At 60.6% G+C, this 19,781-nt stretch carries 17 protein-coding genes; 8 read left to right on the top strand and 9 right to left on the bottom strand.

Going from position 1 to position 19,781, the window contains the following annotated elements; all coding sequences use genetic code 11:
- Positions 1–1,320: a DUF349 domain-containing protein gene (locus Q0X21_RS04475; protein ID WP_297850579.1), complete on the bottom strand. Its 1,320-nt coding sequence runs from the start codon at positions 1,318–1,320 to the stop codon at positions 1–3.
- A 202-nt stretch (positions 1,321–1,522) separates the two neighbouring features.
- Between Q0X21_RS04475 and Q0X21_RS04470 the strand changes: the two genes are divergently transcribed.
- Genes Q0X21_RS04470 through dapF form a run of 3 tightly spaced genes read left to right on the top strand, consistent with a single transcriptional unit; the run spans position 1,523 to position 3,904 of the window.
- Positions 1,523–2,119, top strand: a complete 597-nt coding sequence (locus tag Q0X21_RS04470) for a hypothetical protein (protein ID WP_297850561.1) — start codon at positions 1,523–1,525, stop codon at positions 2,117–2,119.
- Entirely contained in the window at positions 2,112–3,032 is a 921-nt protein-coding gene (gene miaA, locus Q0X21_RS04465; RefSeq protein ID WP_297850559.1) for a tRNA (adenosine(37)-N6)-dimethylallyltransferase MiaA, read from the top strand. Before Q0X21_RS04470 ends, miaA begins: the two co-directional genes overlap by 8 nt.
- A complete protein-coding gene (dapF, locus tag Q0X21_RS04460) occupies positions 3,029–3,904 on the top strand; it encodes a diaminopimelate epimerase (RefSeq protein ID WP_297850557.1) in 876 nt (291 codons plus the stop codon). The genes miaA and dapF overlap by 4 nt, the downstream gene beginning before the upstream one ends.
- Positions 3,905–3,916: 12 nt before the next feature.
- Here dapF and Q0X21_RS04455 read toward each other — a convergent pair whose 3' ends face one another.
- Positions 3,917–4,432: a hypothetical protein gene (locus Q0X21_RS04455; protein WP_297850555.1), complete on the bottom strand. Its 516-nt coding sequence runs from the start codon at positions 4,430–4,432 to the stop codon at positions 3,917–3,919.
- A gap of 29 nt (positions 4,433–4,461) precedes the next feature.
- The gene (locus tag Q0X21_RS04450; RefSeq protein ID WP_297850553.1) at positions 4,462–5,235 is read right to left on the bottom strand and encodes a hypothetical protein; all 774 of its coding nucleotides are present in this window, start codon (positions 5,233–5,235) and stop codon (positions 4,462–4,464) included.
- Between the two features lie 116 nt (positions 5,236–5,351).
- On the opposite strand from Q0X21_RS04450, the gene hflX reads away from it, so the two are divergent.
- The 3 genes from hflX (at position 5,352) to Q0X21_RS04435 (ending at position 9,328) form a co-directional block, all read left to right on the top strand.
- On the top strand, positions 5,352–6,887 hold the full coding sequence (gene hflX, locus Q0X21_RS04445; protein ID WP_297850551.1) for a GTPase HflX: 1,536 nt from the start codon (positions 5,352–5,354) through the stop codon (positions 6,885–6,887).
- 23 nt (positions 6,888–6,910) lie between these two features.
- Positions 6,911–8,188, top strand: coding sequence for a uracil-xanthine permease family protein (locus Q0X21_RS04440; RefSeq protein WP_297850550.1), 1,278 nt, complete (start codon positions 6,911–6,913; stop codon positions 8,186–8,188).
- A 63-nt stretch (positions 8,189–8,251) separates the two neighbouring features.
- A complete protein-coding gene (locus tag Q0X21_RS04435) occupies positions 8,252–9,328 on the top strand; it encodes an HNH endonuclease signature motif containing protein (protein WP_297850549.1) in 1,077 nt (358 codons plus the stop codon).
- Positions 9,329–9,416: 88 nt separating this feature from the next.
- On the opposite strand, the gene Q0X21_RS04430 is transcribed toward Q0X21_RS04435, so the two are convergent.
- From Q0X21_RS04430 to lexA, 5 genes are all read right to left on the bottom strand, one after another.
- Positions 9,417–9,686 carry an HPr family phosphocarrier protein gene (locus Q0X21_RS04430; protein WP_297850547.1) on the bottom strand — a complete coding sequence of 90 codons (270 nt, stop codon included), beginning with the start codon at positions 9,684–9,686 and terminating at the stop codon, positions 9,417–9,419.
- Between the two features lie 92 nt (positions 9,687–9,778).
- Complete coding sequence (locus Q0X21_RS04425; RefSeq protein WP_297850546.1) at positions 9,779–11,854, bottom strand: fructose-specific PTS transporter subunit EIIC; 2,076 nt, start codon at positions 11,852–11,854, stop codon at positions 9,779–9,781.
- A gap of 14 nt (positions 11,855–11,868) precedes the next feature.
- Positions 11,869–12,828, bottom strand: a complete 960-nt coding sequence (locus Q0X21_RS04420; protein WP_297850545.1) for a 1-phosphofructokinase family hexose kinase — start codon at positions 12,826–12,828, stop codon at positions 11,869–11,871.
- Between the two features lie 153 nt (positions 12,829–12,981).
- Positions 12,982–13,761, bottom strand: a complete 780-nt coding sequence (locus tag Q0X21_RS04415; protein ID WP_297850543.1) for a DeoR/GlpR family DNA-binding transcription regulator — start codon at positions 13,759–13,761, stop codon at positions 12,982–12,984.
- A 208-nt stretch (positions 13,762–13,969) separates the two neighbouring features.
- The gene (gene lexA, locus Q0X21_RS04410) at positions 13,970–14,644 is read right to left on the bottom strand and encodes a transcriptional repressor LexA (protein WP_297850542.1); all 675 of its coding nucleotides are present in this window, start codon (positions 14,642–14,644) and stop codon (positions 13,970–13,972) included.
- A 276-nt stretch (positions 14,645–14,920) separates the two neighbouring features.
- Between lexA and Q0X21_RS04405 the strand changes: the two genes are divergently transcribed.
- Complete coding sequence (locus Q0X21_RS04405) at positions 14,921–15,292, top strand: hypothetical protein (RefSeq protein ID WP_297850541.1); 372 nt, start codon at positions 14,921–14,923, stop codon at positions 15,290–15,292.
- 57 nt (positions 15,293–15,349) lie between these two features.
- Positions 15,350–15,814, top strand: coding sequence for a transcriptional regulator NrdR (nrdR, locus tag Q0X21_RS04400; RefSeq protein ID WP_297850540.1), 465 nt, complete (start codon positions 15,350–15,352; stop codon positions 15,812–15,814).
- Positions 15,815–15,836: 22 nt separating this feature from the next.
- On the opposite strand, the gene hrpA is transcribed toward nrdR, so the two are convergent.
- Positions 15,837–19,751 carry an ATP-dependent RNA helicase HrpA gene (gene hrpA / locus Q0X21_RS04395; protein WP_297850538.1) on the bottom strand — a complete coding sequence of 1,305 codons (3,915 nt, stop codon included), beginning with the start codon at positions 19,749–19,751 and terminating at the stop codon, positions 15,837–15,839.
- Positions 19,752–19,781: the final 30 nt, after the last annotated feature.

Here is a 19,781-nt window from a genome sequence, read left to right as displayed (position 1 = left end):
CTAGCCGTCAATCGCCTTCGCAGCGACATCTGCGAACTCTTGCCACTGGTCAGCCTGCGCGCGCAATTCCGCGGCCTTAGCTGCCTGGCCCTTCGCATCAGCCGCTTCAGCCTTGGCGCGGAAATCATCCGCCTTGACCTGGAACTGGTTCGCCTTGTCCTGCTGCGCCGGATTCGACTTGCGCCACTGCTTCTCCTCAGCGTCGGACACACGCTGCTCAATCGCGCCGATCTTGTCCTCGTACTCGCGGATCTGGCCGCGCGGAACGTACCCGATCGCGTCCCACTTCTCCTGCAGTTCGCGCAGTTTCGACTTCGCCGCGCCCAAACCCTTCTCCGGGTCGATCTGTGCATCGTATTCAGCGATCAGGTCGTCCTTAGCCTGTGCGTTGGCCGCGAACTCGCGGTCGCGTTCCTCATTGACTGCGTTGCGTGCACTGAAGAAGTGATCCTGGGCGGCGCGGAAACGCTCCCACAGCTTGTCGTCCACATCGCGGGGCGCGCGGCCCGCTGCCTTCCACTCAGTCATCAGATCGCGGAAAGCGCGGGCTGTCTCGCCCCAATTGGTGGAATCCTTGATTTTCTCGGCGCGCTCGATGATGTCTTCTTTTGCCGCCTTGGCAGCAGCGCGGCCACGGTCAAGCTCAGCGAAGTGGGAACCACGACGACGGTTGAAGGAATCACGGGCCTTGGAATAGCGCTTCCACAGCGCATCATCGGTCTTGCGGTCGATGCCACGAATCGTCTTCCATTCGTCCAAGATCGCGCGGATCCGGTCGCCGGCGGCCTTCCACTCGGTGGAATTTGCAGCCAAGTCCTCAGCCTCAGCGGCGAGTGCTTCCTTGCGAGAGATCGCCTCAGCACGACGCGCTTCCTTGGCTTCCTTCGCCTTCTCACCAGCGACGTCTGCCTGGCCAAGCAGCTCCTTCAGGCGAGCCTCCAGCGCATCCAGGTCACCGACAACAGCCTGCTCGTCGAGCGAATCAATGAGGTGCTGCGCCTGAGTCTGGACAGTGCTTGCATCCTCTGGGCGTGCGCTCAAACGGTTTTCCAGCAGGCTCACCTCGGTGACAAGGTCGCCGTAGCGGGCAGCGAAATGCTCCAGACCTTCCTCCGGGGTGCCGGCCTGCCAGGAGCCGACAACGCGTTCACTTCCGCCACGGGTGACGTATACGGTGCCGTCCTCGTCGACGCGGCCGAATTTCTTGGCCTCAGCAGTATCTGCCGGGACAGCCGCAGCTGCAGGAACCGGTGACGGTGTCGGCGCGTGGGAGACAACTGCACCCGGGCGCGGGCCGGGCTTCGGTGCATTCTTCGGCATCGAACCAGGCGAGGGAACCGGCTTGGGGGTCAGCTTCTGTCCGTCGTGAGGTGGCTGCGTCATTGTGTGACTGTCCTTTCGTGTGTGTGCCGCGCGACACGGCTGCCGTAATTCCTTGAAACTTTACCGTCCTCGCCCGGGTGATGTCAGGTGTTGGGGTCGTCTGCGTGCAGGTTTGCGGTATCTGGCTAGGGTGGTTGGAGTGAATCAGTTCAATGTGTGCGTTGTGCCGGGCTCGCCAGCGCTCGTTACAGAGCTCGCGCCGCGCGATGGCGTGGGGCGCGAGCTGGTGCGCTCGCTCCGTGAGTTGATCGTGGACGATCCGCGCGAGGTCCATATCGTGGGCTCACAGGATGCGCGGTGGCGCACGGAGCACACCGGTTCTTTCGCGGCGTGGGGTGCTCCGCACGTCACTGTCGGTGCGGGGAATTATTTGGCGGAACTCGTTGCGCGATATGCGCTGGGGGATGCGGCAGCGCGAGTGACGGAATCGCGCGCAACGGTAGCGCCGGTGAATCCGGAGGTGCTCACGGTCGTCGTCCTCGATGGTTCCGCGGGGCTGACGCCGCGCGCGCCGCTCGCGCTCATCGAAGGCGCGTCCGATGCGCATGAACAGATGGCAGCATTTCTCGGCGGCAAGGGTGCACTTCCGAGCAACCTCGCAGACTACGGTGTCATCGAGCCTGCGCTGTGGGAGGAGCTCGCCATGCTGAACGCATCGCACCAGCAGCTCATCGCACATGACGAAACGCATGGCGTGGGACGATTCTTGGCTACATGGCAGGTGAATCATGGCTGAACTTACCGTCACCCCAATCGCGGTTGTCGGGCCGACGGCATCCGGCAAATCGGACCTGGGAATCGCGCTTGCGCACGAGCTCGGCGGGGAAGTGGTCAATGTCGATTCGATGCAGCTGTATCGCGGCATGGACATCGGTACGGCGAAGCTCCCGCACGAGGAACGCGGTGGCATCCCTCACCACCTGCTGGACATTTGGGAGGTCACCCACACCGCATCCGTCGCCGAGTATCAGGCCCGCGCGATCACAGCCGTCGAGGAGATCGCCGCGCGCGGCAAGGTCCCCATTCTCGTCGGCGGCTCCATGATGTACGTGCAATCGCTTATCGACGACTGGCAGTTCCCACCCACCGACCCATCCGTCCGCGCCAAGTACGAAGCACGGCAGAAAGAAATCGGTGTGCAGGCTCTTCACGCCGAGCTGGCCAAGGTAGATCCACAGGCAGCGAGCATCATCGAGGACAATGATCCGCGGCGAACTGTGCGTGCGCTGGAGGTCATTGAGCTGACCGGAAAACCCTTCCAGGCATCGCAACCACCAAAGGATGCGCCGCCACGGTGGGGGACACGCATCCTGGGGTTGCGCACCAACGCCGATTGGCTGAATCCCCGGATCGAGTTGCGCACCCACCAGATGTTTGAGCGTGGCTTTGTCGAAGAAGTGCAAGGTTTGGTCGCAGAAGGTCTCGCTGCCGATTCCACCGCTGGCCGCGCGATTGGCTACGCCCAGGTACTGAGTCACCTCACGGGTGAATACACTCTTGATGAAGCGGTTGAGGCGACGATCACGGGGACACGTAGGTACGTGCGTCGACAACGCTCGTGGTTCAACCGCGACAAACGCACTACCTGGCTGCCCGCCGACCAGGGAAGCGAAGCGGTGTTGTCCACCGCGCTAGACTCGCTGGCGTGAGCACCAATAACGAAGCACATCTGTCCATCCTGCCGTTCATCAAGGCGCACGGTACGGAGAATGATTTCGTCGTCATCATTGACGTCGATGACCAGCTTGAACAACTAGGTGTTCTTGACCAGGATCTCGTTGCCTCGCTGTGTGACCGTCGCGCAGGGGTCGGCGGCGATGGCTTCTTGCGCGTTGTTCGTGATCACGAAGGCCAGTGGTTCATGGATTACCGCAACGCAGACGGTTCGATCGCGGAGATGTGCGGCAATGGCATCCGCGTCTTCGCCCACGTACTCGCCGCTCAAGGCTTGGAGGCGGAACGCGAATTTGACGTGGCCACCCGCGCCGGGATCAAGCACATCGTCATGCATGAGCTTTCCGGTGATGGACCGCATGGGCCGTCGCACGCGCGGGTCGAGGTCGGCATGGGCCACGTGGAAGTCACCGGCGTGTCCACCGCGCGTATCGGTGATTTCGATTTCGCGGGACTCGGCGTCGATGTGGGCAACCCGCACCTCGCCGCTGTCATTCCTGGGCTTTCACCGAGCGAACTGGCTGGGCTGGAGCTTTCCCAACCCGCCTTTGACCACGAGTTCTTCCCACACGGCGTCAATGTGGAAATCCTCACCGAAATGAAAGACAGCGTCGTGCACATGCGCGTGTGGGAACGCGGCGTCGGCGAGACCCGCTCGTGCGGGACTGGCACCGTCGCAGCAGCACGCGCCGCGCTTGCCGACGCCGGCGTTGAAAACGGCTCCGTCACCGTCAACGTCCCAGGGGGTGCACTGACCATCTCCATTACTGACGATGAAGCCACGATGACCGGACCATCAGTCATCGTGGCGAGGGGAGAGGTGGAGCTGGGGGCGCTGCGTCGATAAGCGGTGTTTGTTTTAGGCAGGACCTAAACGACGCGCTGCACGCCGTGCATCCGCCCATGCTTCGGCGAGCTCATAGGCGCGCTGGTCAGCGATAGTGATCATGCGTTCCAAAGCGCGACGGTCCAAGTCATCCTTGGTCAAGTGCCTCTCCACCCGGGAGAGGAAACGACGCGATGAACTTAAGCGGAGGTGGAAATCCTCAATCGCACTGACGTCACTGTGCGGCTGCGCAAGCGCCGGGTAGGTCAGGGTGCGCTCCGCAATGGAATGAGCATCCGTGCCCGTGGCGAATTGGTCGTACTCAGCGACCACATCGGCGATATCGTCGCTGGCGACGCGCAACGACGACTTCAACGCCTCAATCTCCGGATCCACCGTGCTGTTGCGGTAACCCAGAAAAGCCACCGCAGCGATGACAATGCCGGACAGCAGACCTGGAACGCCCAGACGAGTTCCGAGCAAAATGGCAACAACAAGCGCAAGAGTCAGCCAAATCGCTGCCTCACGGTTACGCTGATGCCCGGCCATGACGGTTCAATCCTTCTAGTGGTGAAGAACTAGTGGCCACCGCAGCCACAGCTGCCGCCATTACCACCGCAGCCGCCACCGCCACCGCCGCCGCAACCAGCAGCCATAGCGACCTGGCCTGCGAGCACAGCAGTGCCAGCGAGAACAGAATTGCGTTCGGGGAGCTCAGCGCCATTATCCGGCATCACGATGTCGAAGGGGAAAGCACCGTCCACGGAAACGTGGATGAAACGCTCGCCAGTCAGCGTGTTCGTGCGGTATTCCGATTCCAGAACGCGTGCGGAGAATTTCGCAGCGGCATCCGGGGCAGCAGCTGCACCAGCAGCAACGCGCTCAGCACCCTCAGACACGATCACGCCCAGTGTCTCGCCGGTAGCAGCCAAGTACTCATCGACGCTGCCATAGTGCTGGGTATCCACAGCTAGGGCGGTGAATCCCATTTCTTGCCATTGGAGAGTGGATTCGTCGACAAGCAAAGGGCCCTGTGCGATATTGGCCGTGACGGACGCGATCGCATTGCCCATCGGATCGACGATGTCGCACAGCCCCACGACGTCATCGAGCATGGTCACGTGCGCATACGTCCGGGTTGTGGAATCGAAGCCCGCGAAAGTCGCGAAAGGCTCGACCGCGAGAATGTTCAGCTGCGCCCCCGACGGATCCGCGAACTGAATCAGCTGCCCGCCGCGCACTTCGCCCGTCACCGAGAGCTGATTCGATGCGATAGCAGCCTCAACGGCATCCTGCCACCGCGAATACCCCATACCGATGCTGGAAAGATCTGTTGTGATCGTCTCACTCATAAATCTCGATCCTAGTGCCGGAAGCGGGGGAGGGAACAATCCGCACGCCGTGCCGGTTGTGGGAGATAGCCACGAATCTTTGCCTGAAAAAGCAGGCATGAGACAATAAGGACTCAATGACGAAACCTTTTTCACACACTCCCGACGAGACGACCCACGAGGAGCTCCTCGCCGAAGCTTTCCGCCACCACACGCCTCCCACTGAAGACCCGGGGCGCGATCTGCCTATCGACGACACCCACACCGACCCAACCGTCGGCTCCCTCGACCTGGCGGAGCGTAATTCTTTCCGCCGCGTCATCCGCGACACTGAGATCCGCTCCGAAGACCACGAGGACATCTACGAGGTCGAGTACCGCAAGCTGCGCCTTGAACAAGTCATCTTGGTGGGCATGTGGACTGAAGGCACCATGGCCGAGGTCGAGGCGAATATGAACGAGCTCGCCGCTCTGGCTGAGACCGCTGGCGCCGATGTCGTGGAAATGCTCTACCAGAAGCGCGACAAGCCAGACCCAGGCACCTATATCGGCTCCGGCAAGGTGAACGAGCTGCGCGATATCGTGCAGGCGACCGGCGCGGACACCGTGGTGTGTGACGGTGAGCTCTCGCCCGGCCAGATGGTTGCGCTCGAGGAAGCGCTCAAGGTCAAGGTGATTGACCGCACCATGCTCATCCTCGATATTTTTGCGCAGCACGCGAAGTCGAAGGAGGGCAAGGCGCAGGTTAGCCTCGCGCAGATGGAGTACCTGTACACACGTACTCGTGGTTGGGGTGGCAACCTGTCGCGCCAGGCGGGTGGCCGTGCGGGCTCCAACGGTGGCGTGGGTCTACGCGGTCCGGGTGAGACGCGGATCGAGGCGGATCGTCGTCGCCTGCGCACCGAGATGGCGAAGCTGCGCCGCGAATTGGCAGGCATGAAAACAGCCCGCGACATCAAGCGCGCACAGAGGCAGCGTTCGACGATTCCGAAGATCGCCATCGCGGGTTACACCAACGCCGGAAAGTCCTCGCTGATCAATGCCATGACCGATGCGGGTGTGCTGGTGGAGGATGCGTTGTTTGCGACATTGGATCCGTCGACACGCAAGGCCGAACTCGCTGACGGCCGCTCGGTCGTGCTCACCGACACTGTCGGTTTCGTGCGACACCTGCCGACGCAGCTCGTCGAGGCGTTCAAGTCCACACTCGAGGAGGTCGCGGGTGCGGATTTGATGCTGCACGTCGTCGATGGCTCGGACCCGTTCCCGCTGAAACAGATCAAAGCGGTCAACGAGGTGCTCTCCGAGATCACGCGCGATACAGGTGAGGAGATTCCGCCGGAGATCGTCGTGGTGAACAAAATTGACCAGGCGGACCCGGTTGTTCTCGCTGAGCTGCGTCACGCGTTCGCGGATTCCGGCCGCGATGTCGTGTTCGTCTCCGCCCGCACAGGCGAGGGCATCTCGGAGCTGGAAGGTCGCATCGAGATGTTCCTTAACACGCTCGACGCGCACGCCACTTTGCTCGTGCCCTACACGCGCGGCGACATCATTTCGCGCCTCCACGAAGAGGGCACCGTCCGCAGCGAGGAATACAAACAAGAAGGCACGCTTATCGACGTCCGCTTCCCCCGCATCCTCGCCCAGCAATACTCCGAATTCGTAGTGGACTGATCAGCTGCTAGATTTTGGAGTCTGTGAGCTTCATTCCTTCCTGGGCCGTCCACGGTGACGGCAAAACCATCAAGCCCGGTTCCGTTGTTGCCCCTGAGGAGCGACTCAGTTGGTCGCGCACCATCGGGATTGGCATGCAGCACGTCATCGCGATGTTCGGTGCGACACTGCTCGTCCCCACCCTGACAGGTTTCCCGGTGAATACCACGCTGCTGTTCTCCGGCCTGGGCACCATCATCTTCCTGCTGATCACTCGTAATCGGCTGCCAAGTTACCTGGGTTCGTCGTTTGCGTTCATTGCTCCGCTGACGGCATCGCAGCAGCACGGCATTGGTGCGCAGCTCGGTGGCATCCTGATCACTGGTATTGCGCTCATCGGAGTTGGTCTGGTGGTCACGTGGGCAGGCAAACGCGTCATTGATGCCGTCATGCCTCCCGCTGTCACCGGTGCCATCGTGGCGTTGATCGGACTCAACCTCGCGCCGACAGCAGTGGCGAATACCACGACTCAGCCGGCAGTTGGCCTGGTCACGTTGGCGGCGATCCTCATTGCCACAGCATGCTTCCGTGGCATGGCGTCGCGTTTGTCCATTCTCATCGGCGTGGTCACCGGTTGGGTCTTTGCAGCTGTGACCGGCAATCTTGCCGAGGACGCTGGCGACACCATCGCCGCCGCCCCCTGGATCGGTCTGCCGACCTTCCACACTCCGGAATTCCACGCTTCCGCGATCCTGGTGACGCTGCCCGTGCTCGTCGTTTTGATCGCCGAGAACGTCGGCCACGTCAAGGCTGTTGCTGAGATGACTCGTCGTGACCTGGATGATCTTGCCGGCCCGGCACTCATCGGCGATGGCCTTGCTACCACTCTTGCCGGTGGCTTCGGTGGTTCCGGCACCACGACCTATGCCGAGAATATCGGTGTCATGGCAGCCACCCGCGTTTACTCCACAGCCGCCTACTGGGTTGCCGCAGTCTTTGCGATCATGCTCGCCTTCATCCCCAAATTCGGTGCACTGATCTTCACCATCCCGGCTGGAGTTCTCGGCGGTGCGTGCCTGGTTCTCTACGGCCTGATCGGCATGCTGGGCGTGCGTATCTGGCAGGACAACAAGGTGGACTTCAACAACCCGGTCAACCTGACTATGGCCGCGGTCGCGCTGATCGTGGGTATTGGCAACCTGACCTTTGAAATTGGCAATGTCACGCTCGAGGGCATTGCACTGGGCTCCATCGGCATCATCATCCTGTACCCGATCATGCAGTGGGCATACAAGAATCTTGGCGAAGGGCGCATGCTCTAAGTTATCCACAGGCATTTGAATTGGGGCTGCGGCGATGTCGCAGCCCCTTTTAATGTTTGGTGCATGAGCACATTTGATGCCTTCTTGGAGACACAGACGAGCAGCGCGCTCGACACCCTTGCCGGGTTCGATCGCGACGCTGCTCTAAGTGCTGGCATCCGCCCGAAAAGCGTCACCGAATGGGGCACAGTCCACGCCGTCTATTTCGGGCCCACCAAGTGGACAGCACAGCAACGGCGGGCAGCTGACCGTGCTCGCGCGCGGCGCATGAGCATTGACCAGCTTGCGCTCATCGAATCACAATTGCAGCGCGTCAAAAATCCCCGCACGAAATGGGAAGTGAGACTTGAACTGCTGGGGGTTCGTGGGGGATATGAGGCGGTGCGTCGAAAAGCGAAAGAGTTGATCCCTGAAAAGACGAAACGGCCGCGCAAACAGGTGCGATTCTCTGCGTCGCGGCAAGGAATGCGAACCATGTCTGTGACCGCGGCCGAACGCGACTTAGCAGATCTTGAACATGCTCTTGCACGTGGGATCGACCGGTCGCGGCCAGTAGCTGAGCAGATGCACGACCGCTTCATCGAACTCATTCGCGGTGGCGGGAGCATTCCTACCGCGGCCCCGCGCCCAATTATCGCCGTGCCGATGCCCGCATGGTGCCGCATCATTCGCGGCGAAGGCGACGAAATCGTCCTCGGGCTTTCCGACGGCACCACAATCACCGGCGCCGAATACCTTCGCCGTCACGTGGGAGATGAACTGGAGGTCGCGCTGTTCCACCCGCAAGAAGGTCCCGTGAACCTATACCGCGGAGCCCGATTGGCGAATCAGAAGCAACGCGACCTTGCACGAGCAACGACCCTCGTGTGCCCAGTACCCGGCTGCCGCCACGGTGCGGATGCCTGCGAAATACACCACATTCAGGCCTGGAAGCACGGTGGTGAGACGAATCTGGCCAATCTGGCGCCCTTGTGCAGATATCACAACGGTGTAAACGACGATGACCCGTACCGAAAACGCCGCGGGCGGATCGAAAGAATCCGTGGCACACCGATTTGGCGCTCGCCCCGCGGATATCCCGTGGTCAATGGCCACAACAGATACGGGGCGATGCACAGCTTGTTCGGCCACGGTGGCTGAAAAGAAAAGCTCCGACCGCGGTGGGTCGGAGCTAGGGAGCTGGGGCCACCCCAGCTGTGCCTGCGCGTGCGCGCAGAGGGAGTAGGGCTTACTCGTCGTCGAGGTTGGACTCGATCAGAGCAGCGATCTTCTCAACAGCTTCGTCGTTGTCGGACGTCACCGTTACTTGATCGCCGTGCTCGGCGCCCATGGCCATGATCATCAGAGAGGAGGCCGCATCGGTCTCGTCGTCTTCGTCGCCACCGACGAGGGTGAGGATGATGTCGTCGTCGTACTCGCCAGCTGCCTCAGCAATGACAGTTGCGGGGCGGGCGTGCAGGCCGACGGTTGAGCCAACAGTGACAGTCTTGGAAGCCATGGTGAGGTTATCCTTTCGTTGATGCGTCTCGGATTTTCGTCAATGGGGCGCTGAGACGCAGTGTGCGCCCCATCGTAGGAGAATTTCGGAGACTAGGCGACGGAAGTCGGTTCAGCCTCGGTAGCAGCTGAGTGCTTTTCCGCGGCCTCTTCAATCGCGTTGTTGGGCCACAGCTGCTTAGCCGCAAGGACTGCGATGGTAGCGACCACCGTTCCGACAGCAAGGGCGATGAACATGCCCCACCACGGCTCGTAAGCGAAGATCACGAAGATACCGCCATGAGGAGCCTTTGCGCCGACGCCCAGGGCCATTGAGGTAGCACCGGCGGCAGCGCCACCAAGCATCATCGACGGAATGACGCGCAGCGGGTCAGCCGCAGCGAACGGAATTGCGCCTTCAGAGACAAACGACAGACCGAGGAGCCATGCGGACTTACCGTTCTCCTGCTCAGCAGGAGTGAACAGCTTGGAACGCAGGAAGGTGGCGATCGACAGAGCGATCGGCGGGACCATACCGGTGATCATGACAGCTGCCATGATCTCGTATGCAGCATCCGTACCGGCGGAAAGGCCAGCGGTACCGAAGAGGTAAGCAGCCTTGTTGACCGGGCCACCAAGGTCGAAGCACATCATCAGGCCGATGATGATTCCGAGCAGAATTGCCGACGAACCACTCATCGACTCCAGCCAGTTCTGCAGACCCATCATCAGTGCGCCGAGCGGGCGGCCGAGCAGGAGGAACATCACAAGGCCAACCGCCAGCGAGGTCAGCAGTGGAATGATGACCACAGGCATCAGCGAGCCAAGCCAACGCGGCACCTTCCAGGAACCGATCCAGTATGCGATGAAACCAGCGAGCAGACCGGTGACCAGGCCACCGATGAAACCAGCACCGACCATGACGGAGATTGCGCCACCGACGAAGCCCGGTGCGATGCCGGGGCGACCAGCAATGCCGTATCCGATGTAGCCGGAAAGCGCGGCCACCACGAACTGCATTGCTAGTTGTCCGATGGCGAAGAGGACGGCGCCGAGGTACAAGGCCCAGCCGGAGCGGTCGAAGACGACGGTGGCTCCGTCGATAAGCACTTCGTTGCTCGGCAGGTTAGTCGGAGAGTATTCGAGCGGGATGACCTGCCAGCCGCCTGCGACGTCGTAGCCGCCGACGAGGAATCCGAGGGCGAGCAGCAGACCGCCAGCGGCGACGAACGGCACCATGTAGGAAACACCGGTCATGATCGCCTGCTGGATGCGCTTCGGCCAGCCCACGTCACCCTGAGCTTCGCCGGAAGATTCAGCGGCGCTGCCGCCTGGTACGCGACGTGCATTCGGGTTGTCAGCGGCGGCGATTGCCTCGTCAATCATGACGTTCGGCTCGTTGATGCCACGCTTGACCGGGCTGTCGATGACGGGCTTGCCAGCGAAGCGTTCACGGTCGCGGACAGCGACGTCGTGCGCGAAGATCACGGCATCAGCGGATGCGATGAAGTCGGGATCAACGCGGTCACCACCGGAGGAACCTTGGGGTTCGATGCGCAGTTCGACGTCGTCACGCTTAGCTGCTGCCTGCTCTAGGGCGTCGGCGGCCATGTAGGTGTGCGCGATACCGGTTGCGCACGAGGTGACAGCGACGATGCGCTTCTTCTGGGGTGCAGCTTCAACGGGCTTCTCAGGAGCCGGTGTTGCAGCAGCTGTTGCAGCCTTCTTCTTCGGGGCCGCGTTGAGTACTTCGTTGACAGCTGCAACGACATCCTCGGGGGTCGCGGCGTTGCGCAGCTTGTCGATGAAATCGCCTCGCACCAAAGCTCTTGCCAGCTTGGACAGGATCTTCAGGTGTTCTTTACCGCCACCTTCTGGGGCGGCGATGAGGAAGACGAGTTCAGCGTCGCCGTCCGGGCCAGCGAAGTCGACCGGGCGCGACAAGCGGGCAAATGCGAGGGTCGGTTCGGTCACCGCGGAGGTGCGGCAGTGTGGGATGGCCACGCGGCCGTTGACGCCGGTGCCGGCTTTTTCTTCGCGGGCAGCGGCGGCGCTGGCAAGCGTTTTCGGGTCGGTCGTGCGTCCTGCTGCACCGACGAGTTCGGCGAGCTGCCCGATGACATCAGCGGGTGTGCCGCCAAAATCCACATCGAGCCGGACGAGCTCCGGGGTGATGGTTGATTGTGTCACGGTCGTTCCTTTACTTAGATTTCGCGCACGGTGGTGCGGTCGAGGTCAAGGTCTTCGGGTGAGGGAATTTCGGTACCGGGATTGGCTGCTGCGGCTGTGCCATAGGCGACGGCCTGGCGCAGGGCGTCGGGATAGTCCTTGCCGGCAAGTCGTGCGAGGACATAGCCGGCGAGTGAGCTGTCGCCTGCGCCGACAGTTGAACGCACAGTGGCCGGTGGTGGCGATGCGTGCCACGCGCCGTCCGCAGTGACGAGGCAGGCGCCTGCACCGCCTAACGTAACGAGCACCTGGCCAACACGCTTATCGACGAGCCCCTGCGCAGCCTCAACCACCGCATCCAAGTGGCCCGCATCTGCTTGGCGTTCAAGTTCTTCGCCGTCGAGACCTGCGAGCTGCCCGAGTTCGAAGCCATTGGGCTTGACCACGTCGGGCGCTGCGCTCTCCAGGTTGCGGCCGAGCGCGCGGAGTGGTTCATCGGAAGTGTCCACTGCGATCAGTACATCGGGGTTTGCTTCTCGGATCGTGCCGACGAGTTGGGGGTACCAATCAGTTGGTGCGCCCGGTGGCAGAGAACCGGCGAGTACGACAGCCTTGGCATCCGCGGCTGCGGAAACGAGCTGGGCCTGGAGGGCGTCACGTGCGACGTCGTCAAGCGGAGCTCCGGGTTCGTTGAATTTGGTTGTTCGGCCGTCCGCCTCGGTCACCGTGGTATTGGTGCGCACGCGACCGTCGACAGGAACTGTCTGAAGTGGAATGCGTGCGCCTGACGCGAGAGCGACGAACGGGTCGGAGTCGAGTGCAGGGGCGATGGCAAGGGTCTTCTGGCCGGCTTTGAGGACGGCGTTGGAGACGTTAATCCCTTTGCCACCTGGCTCGCGCGAGCTATCGGAAACGCGCAAAACTCCGCCAGGGGAAAGCGTATCGATGCTCATCGTCGCATCAATACTCGGATTGGCAGTGAAGGTCACAATCACAGGTCTAGTTCCCTTTCGGGCGTGTGCGTGAATAGGTTCAGGGTGCCGCTTCCCTCACATGCGGGTGAACTTCACCCCTTAATGTCCGATTATGCCCGATTGTGTTGGTTTGCTCAAGGAAAAGCGGTGTGATCTTCGCTCAACCGGGGGAAACTACTCGGCGATGACGACCTGGACGCCTAGTTCCGTCAGCTCTTCGATGAATGCGGCAGGTGCTTCCTTGTCAGTGATGACAACATCAATGCTGTCCAGGGATGCGAAACTGACTAGGTAATCACTGCCGAGCTTGGACGAATCACACAAAACGACGACCTTGCGTGCATTCGTGACCATTGCTGCTTTAACGGCTGCTTCGTGCGCATCTGCGGTAGACAATCCGTGATCGACAGTGAGTGCATTCGTGCCAATGAAAGCTACATCCGCGCGCAAAAGAGCGAGAGTGCGCAAGGCAGTATCGCCAACGACCGCTTGCGTGATTGCACGTACCGTTCCGCCGAGGAGCTGGACGTTGATGTCGCCAGTATTGGATAGCTCAACAGCGATTGGCAGCGAGTTTGTGACAAAAGATTGCGTGCGCGCTGAGGATGTGTCTTTGATCAGGCTGGCGAGAATATTGATTGTCGTCCCCGAATCAAGAAAGACAGAGCCACCATCATCTGGCAAATAGTCCAGAGCGGCCTTAGCGATAGCGGCCTTCGCAGTTGTTGCGGAGCGGAATCGTGTATCGAGGGGGAACTCCGTCGTCAGATATGACTGGCTGGATACGGCACCACCGTGAACGCGCTGCACGATTCCTTCACGGTCAAGCACAGCGAGATCGCGACGAATGGTTTCGGCGGTCACATCGAACTTCTCAGATAGTTCGGTGACGTTGACGCGCCCCTCAACAGCAGTGAGGGACGCAATCTGACGGCGCCGTTCTTCGGCGTACATGGGCACTTCCTTCCGGTGCATCGACCACGAGTCCCCGGCCGAGCGCGCGGAAGTTAACCGTGTCATTGGCTAGCTACATTGCTTTGCAGCGCACGCCTGGCGCGCTTTCCGGTAGCGGGGCTACGTACGTGCCCATTATCCCTCGAACGGGCATAAAAGCCCGCCCGAAAGGGTCCGGATATGCCCGTTTCACCCCCTTTGGGGGAGATTAGAGTTTGCGGAAAACGGACACAACCAGGCCCATGATTTCTGCATCATCGCCCTTAATGGGGGCGAAAGCATCGTTGTGAGGCAGGAGCCAGACGCCGGAGGAGTCTTTGTGGAATTCCTTGACGGTCGCCTCTCCGTCGATAAGCGCGGCGACGAACTGTCCTTCTTCCGCAACGGGCTGCGTGCGAACGGCAACCCAGTCGCCGTTGAGGATGCCCGCGTCGCGCATTGACTCGCCAACGACCTGGAGCAAGTAAAGATCGCCATCGCCGACGAGCTCTTCCGGAAGTGGAAAGTATTCGGAGACGTTCTCCTCCGCGAGAATTGGATTCCCTGCGGCGATCTGACCGAGCACCGGAATATAGCGCGGCGCTGCCGCGTCCTCCGGAGTTGCCTCCTGCTTGCGGCTCTTGCGTGCATTCGTATCGGGCAGGTGGCGGAGATCGACCGCACGTGGCTTATTCGGGTCCCGGCGAAGGAAGCCCTTCTTCTCGAGTTCCTTGAGCTGGTATGCGACAGAAGACGTCGACTGCAGGCCCGCGGCATCGCCAATCTCGCGAATACTCGGCGGATAACCGCGCAAAACGACCGCATCTTGAATGACCTCAAGGATGCGACGCTGGCGCTCGGACAACGATTTCAGATCTGGCTTCTTATCTTCTCGCTTCGGCATGGCCTTTTAGCCTCTTTCTTTTTGCTCTCTACGTCCGTCGGGTGGGGGTTGGCCCCTAAAGACTTTGACGATGCTTCCTGGCGATCGGTTCCCTTTGCTTCTTGTTTACCACGAGTAAGCAAGTTTGTTCGAACAATTTGGCCCAGGTGTAGACAAAAGTTTTCGACCTTGCTATAAATCGAACATAGAAACGATCGAACACTTAATCGAACCAACTGGACGAGTGGTTCAAACCGCTTCGTAGAATCATCGCCAGTAAACAGAAAGGAAAAGAAAATGACCATCTCCATCGCACGCTCCAACAGCACCGATACCGCTTCTGCTTATTCCTCTCGCCGGGTCGCACCTGCCGATGTTTGGGATGTAGATCGTCGGGTCCCCACGCGCCGCAATGTAGCTTCTGTTCGAACGCTTGAGGCTTCTAGTCGAAAATATGAACCTTCCTCGCGGGCGTATGTTCGAGAGGAAATTGAGCCAGATTCGGTTATCGAACCTCGCCGCGAGAAGGCCGGCGCAGTCATTATGGGCGCCCTGTTCGGTCTTGCACTGATCGTGGGTTCGGCCTTCGGTGGCGCGTTCTCCGGCGGGGACGCAGGATTCAATCCGGACCAGATGGGCAACACCATCACCGCTGCCACACAGTCCTAATGCGGGGGAGGCGCAGCGCTCGATGGCGGATCATGAGGAGGGGTAAGATCCGTATCCGTGTACTGCCCTTTTTGCCACAACGATAGTTCCCGTGTTTCTGACTCCCGTCTCGTTGACGGAGGAGCAGCCATTCGTCGACGGCGCGAATGCACGGAATGTGGGGGACGCTTCACCACCATGGAAAAAGCGGTGCTCACTGTGGTCAAACGCAATGGCGTCAGCGAAGCATTCGACCGCGACAAGCTGATCGTTGGCGTGCGACGTGCATGCCAAGGCCGTGATGTCTCAGACGATGCATTGAAGCGCCTCGCGCAAGAAGTCGAAGAAATCGTCCGTAGCCACGGCAGTTCCCAAGTCCCGTCGAATGAGATCGGTCTAGCCATTCTTGAGCCACTTCGTGCTCTCGACGAAGTCGCTTACCTGCGCTTCGCTTCCGTGTACAAATCTTTCGAAAGCGCCGATGACTTCGAATCGGAAATCCGCCTCATGCGCCGCAAGGACCGCGGCATGGAAGATCTCTAATCCGGTTTCAGAGAATCCGGTTTCAGAGTTTGTCGATCATCTTCTCAATACGTCGCGGACTGACCGGTTTCGCAGTGCCGAGACGCTGCGCGAATAAGCTGACACGCAATTCCTGAATGCGCCAGTTCACGTCCTTGACCGCCCGTGACTTCGCCAGTGCTGGCGGCAATCGCTTCAGTTTGGCGTCGCGGTAGGCCTTCACATCATCAATGACTGCCTGGCGGTCAGCGTCGCGGTCAGGGTCACGATTCATCTCTTCCAGGCGCACCTGAACCGCAGACATGTACCGCGGGAGATGCTGGAGGTTTTCCATCCCGTGGATCGTAATGGCGTTTTTGGGCAGTAGGAAGTCCATTTGTTGGCGGATGTCATCGATGGCAGGGCCCGACCAATTGGCTAGCTCAGCTGCGATATTGATGTATTCGACCACGCCGCCGGAGATCCCAACGACCGAGCGGCGAACGACGCCAGGAACCTCAGGCTTGATGGCCTTGAGAAGCGCTTCGAACTCTTCGGGTGTGCGCACGGGTCCGCCGTGTTTGATCATCAGATCACGGATCGCGGCTACTCGGGCATCTTCCACCAGTCCAGCGGCACCACCGTGGGGATACTTATCCACGGCTACTCGCTGCCGCAGGGGCAATCCCTTCGTCATCTGCGAAACATTGACGGGGATATTGCGCATCAGCATCGCCAACGTCGCAGTCATCATGGATGCATCAGCTGCGGCCTTGGTGGGGAAGACCTTGACTCGCACACCATCAGAGGTCGCCTCCAGCGCTGGGAATGCGTCGACATGGTTGCCCTCGATTTCGGTGGTGACGGTCTCGGGGACCTTGCCAAGAGAATCCGCAGTCCATTCCTTGACGGAATCGGACTCAGCCTTCTTCGTTGCTTTCGCAACCGAGGAGGTGATGTGACCAGCCTGCCTGCTCTTTAAAGCAGCGAGGCTCTTGTCGTGGTCGATGATTTTACCGCGGCGATCAACAGCGGCGAACGTCATCTTCAAGTGGGCGGGAAGAGCATCGATGCGGAAATCCGGGGCATTGATGCCGTGACCGCCAAGGGAACGGAGGACCTCTGCGAGCTGCTCAGTGATGGGAGCTTCGAATGGAATGAGTTTGTCCATTGCACGGTCGGCGAACTCGGGAGCGGGGACCACCGTCTTGCGCAGTGCCTTAGGTAGTGAACGGATGAGCTCGGTGACGAGCTCCTCGCGCAGGCCAGGAACGAGCCAATCAAAATCAGTGTTCTCAAGGCCAGCCAGCAGTGGAACGGGAACGAGCACGGTGACACCGTCGAACGGGTCGCCTGGCTCGAATTTGTACTGCAGGTCGTAATTAATGGAACCTTGGCGCCACTTGTCGGGGAAGGCGGCTTCGGAGGAGTCGGCGGAGGCGTCGTTAAGCAATGCCTCTGGGTCGAAGTTGAGGAAGGCGGCGTCTTTGTGGCGCTTCTTCTTCCACCATGCGTCGAAGTGACGGCCGGTGCCGATGTCGGCGGGGATGCGTTCGTCGTAGAACTCGAACAGTGCATCCTCATCCACGACGATGCCGCGGCGTCGAACCTTTTCCTCGACGGCGGCGGCCTCTTCAAGCAATGCTGCGTTGTGCTTCAAGAATGCGTGGTGCGCATTCCACTCGCGCTCAATGAGAGCGTGGCGGATGAACATGTCGCGGGCGGCTTCCATGTCGACGCGGTGGTACGGGACGAAGCGGTCGGCGACGACCGTGACGCCGTAGAGCATTGACTTCTGGTGCACCATGGGGGCGGCGCGCTTTTGTGACCAGACAGGCTCCGAATAGGAGTGCTTGAGCAGGTTGCCGGCGAGTTTTTCCACCCAACCAGGGTCAATAGCGGCGACGTCGCGCGCCCACAGGCGGGACGTTTCAACGAGCTCCGATGCCATGACGAATTCCGGTGGCTTCTTCGCCAAAGCCGAGCCGGGGAAGATCATGAACCGGGTGCCGCGGGCGCCGGAGAATTCCTTCGAATTGCCGTCGCGGGCACCGATATTGGACAGCAGTCCGGTGAGCAGGGACTGATGGATCGCATTCGGATCACGCTCGCCGGCTTCAGCGTGGCGGAGTTTGCTCCAGCCGAGCTGCTTTTCGGCGTCGCGAAGCTGGCGCACAAGGTCGAACCACTCACGAATGCGCATGTAGTGGAGGTATTCCTTCTTCATGCGCTTGCGGAAGGCGTTGCCGGATAATTCGTCCCGGGAGTCCTTGATGTAATCCCACAGGTTCAAAGACGCGAGGAAATCAGAGGTCTTGTCCTTGAAGCGTGCGTGCGCCTGGTCGGCCTGTGCCTGGTATTCAAGGGGGCGTTCGCGGACGTCTTGGATGGTCATGGCGGCGACAATGACGGTGACATCAGCAAGCACGCCGAGACGGTTGGCTTCGACGAGCATGCGTGCCATACGCGGGTCGACGGGGATGCGAGCGATGGTGCGGCCGATATCGGTCAACACGGGTGCATCGTGGTCTTCGCGGTCGGTGATCGCGCCAAGTTCGTGGAGTAACAGCAAACCGTCGCGCACTGCTTTGCGGTCTGGTGGCTGAACGAAGGGGAAATCGGCGATATCCCCGAGCCGTAGGTTGATCATCTGGAGGATCACGCTGGCTAGGTTGGTGCGCAGGATCTCCGGGTCGGTGAATTCGGGGCGCGACAAGAAATTGTCTTCGGAGTAGAGGCGGATGGCGATGCCATCGGCGATACGGCCCGATCGGCCGGAGCGTTGATTCGCGCTGGCCTGCGAGATCTCCTCGATGGGTAGGCGCTGCACCTTGGTGCGGGTGGAATAGCGCGAAATACGTGCTAGACCGGTGTCGACCACGTAGTGGATGCCGGGCACGGTCAGGGATGTCTCGGCGATATTTGTTGCCAGGACGATGCGGCGGCCAGAGTGCGGCGAGAAGACGCGGTGCTGCTCGGCGTTGGAGAGCCGGCCAAACAAGGGAGTGACTTCGACGCTACGCCAGTGCTGCTTTTCGATGATTTCCATGGCATCGCGGATATCGCGCTCGGAGGCGAAGAAACACAAGATATCGCCTTCGCCTTCGGCCATGAGTTCCTTCAACGCGGCGACGAGGCCGTCGAGCATGTCGGTGTCGACGACCTTGGTGCCACCGTCCTTTGTGGGAACTTCCACTTCGAGGGGGCGGTAGCGGATCTCCACGGGATAGGTGCGTCCGGAGACCTCGATGATTGGCGCGGGTTCGCCAGAGGCATCAGCGAAGTGAGCGGCGAATCGTTCCGGGTCGATCGTTGCGGAGGTGATGATCACCTTCAGATCAGGGCGTGCGGGCAGCAGCCGCTTGAGGTATCCGAGGAGAAAGTCGATGTTGAGGGAGCGCTCGTGAGCCTCGTCGATGATGATCGTGTCGTAGGCATTGAGGTACCGGTCGCGCTGCATCTCAGCAAGCAGGATGCCGTCGGTCATGAGTTTGACGGCGCTGGTGTCGCTGACACGGTCGTCGAAACGAATGGCATAGCCGACGGTCTCTCCGATGTCTTGGCCGAGCTCGTGGGCGATGCGTTCAGCGACGGTGCGTGCTGCGATACGGCGGGGCTGCGTATGCCCAATGAGGCCACGGCGGCCACGTCCGAGTTCAAGCAGCATTTTGGGGATCTGCGTGGTCTTGCCGGAACCGGTTTCACCAGCGATGATGACGACTTGGTTGTCTCGGATGAGCTCCATGATGTCTTCGCGGCGCTCGGAGACGGGAAGTGTTTCGGGGTACGTGATCGCGGGGACATGCGCGTCGATAGTGGTGACCTTGGCGGCATCCTTATCCATGTCCGCGCTGATCTGGCTAAGCGCGTGCGGTGAGCGCGCCTTCTTCAGGCGTCGTTGGAACCGCCGGACGCTAGCAATAGGTAGCTGGTCAAGTCGGCGGTATAGCTCGTCGCGGGTCAGTTCAGGTTTCGTCATAGTCAACGTGCGAGTTTACCCGCACGCTGG

The sequence above is a fragment of the uncultured Corynebacterium sp. genome, assembly GCF_947253065.1.
Lineage (GTDB): Bacteria > Actinomycetota > Actinomycetes > Mycobacteriales > Mycobacteriaceae > Corynebacterium.
Note: the sequence above shows the minus strand (reverse complement) of the source record. Positions and strands in the feature narration are given on the sequence as shown.

Coding starts and splice junctions, on each gene's coding strand:
- Q0X21_RS04475 (WP_297850579.1), bottom strand. CDS start 1,320: ATGCCGAAGAATGCACCGAAGCCCGGCCCGCGCCCGGGTGCAGTTGTC.
- Q0X21_RS04435 (WP_297850549.1), top strand. CDS start 8,252: ATGAGCACATTTGATGCCTTCTTGGAGACACAGACGAGCAGCGCGCTC.
- Q0X21_RS04405 (WP_297850541.1), top strand. CDS start 14,921: ATGACCATCTCCATCGCACGCTCCAACAGCACCGATACCGCTTCTGCT.
- hrpA (WP_297850538.1), bottom strand. CDS start 19,751: ATGACGAAACCTGAACTGACCCGCGACGAGCTATACCGCCGACTTGAC.
- Q0X21_RS04415 (WP_297850543.1), bottom strand. CDS start 13,761: ATGTACGCCGAAGAACGGCGCCGTCAGATTGCGTCCCTCACTGCTGTT.
- Q0X21_RS04450 (WP_297850553.1), bottom strand. CDS start 5,235: ATGAGTGAGACGATCACAACAGATCTTTCCAGCATCGGTATGGGGTAT.
- Q0X21_RS04430 (WP_297850547.1), bottom strand. CDS start 9,686: ATGGCTTCCAAGACTGTCACTGTTGGCTCAACCGTCGGCCTGCACGCC.
- Q0X21_RS04455 (WP_297850555.1), bottom strand. CDS start 4,432: ATGGCCGGGCATCAGCGTAACCGTGAGGCAGCGATTTGGCTGACTCTT.
- lexA (WP_297850542.1), bottom strand. CDS start 14,644: ATGCCGAAGCGAGAAGATAAGAAGCCAGATCTGAAATCGTTGTCCGAG.
- miaA (WP_297850559.1), top strand. CDS start 2,112: ATGGCTGAACTTACCGTCACCCCAATCGCGGTTGTCGGGCCGACGGCA.
- hflX (WP_297850551.1), top strand. CDS start 5,352: ATGACGAAACCTTTTTCACACACTCCCGACGAGACGACCCACGAGGAG.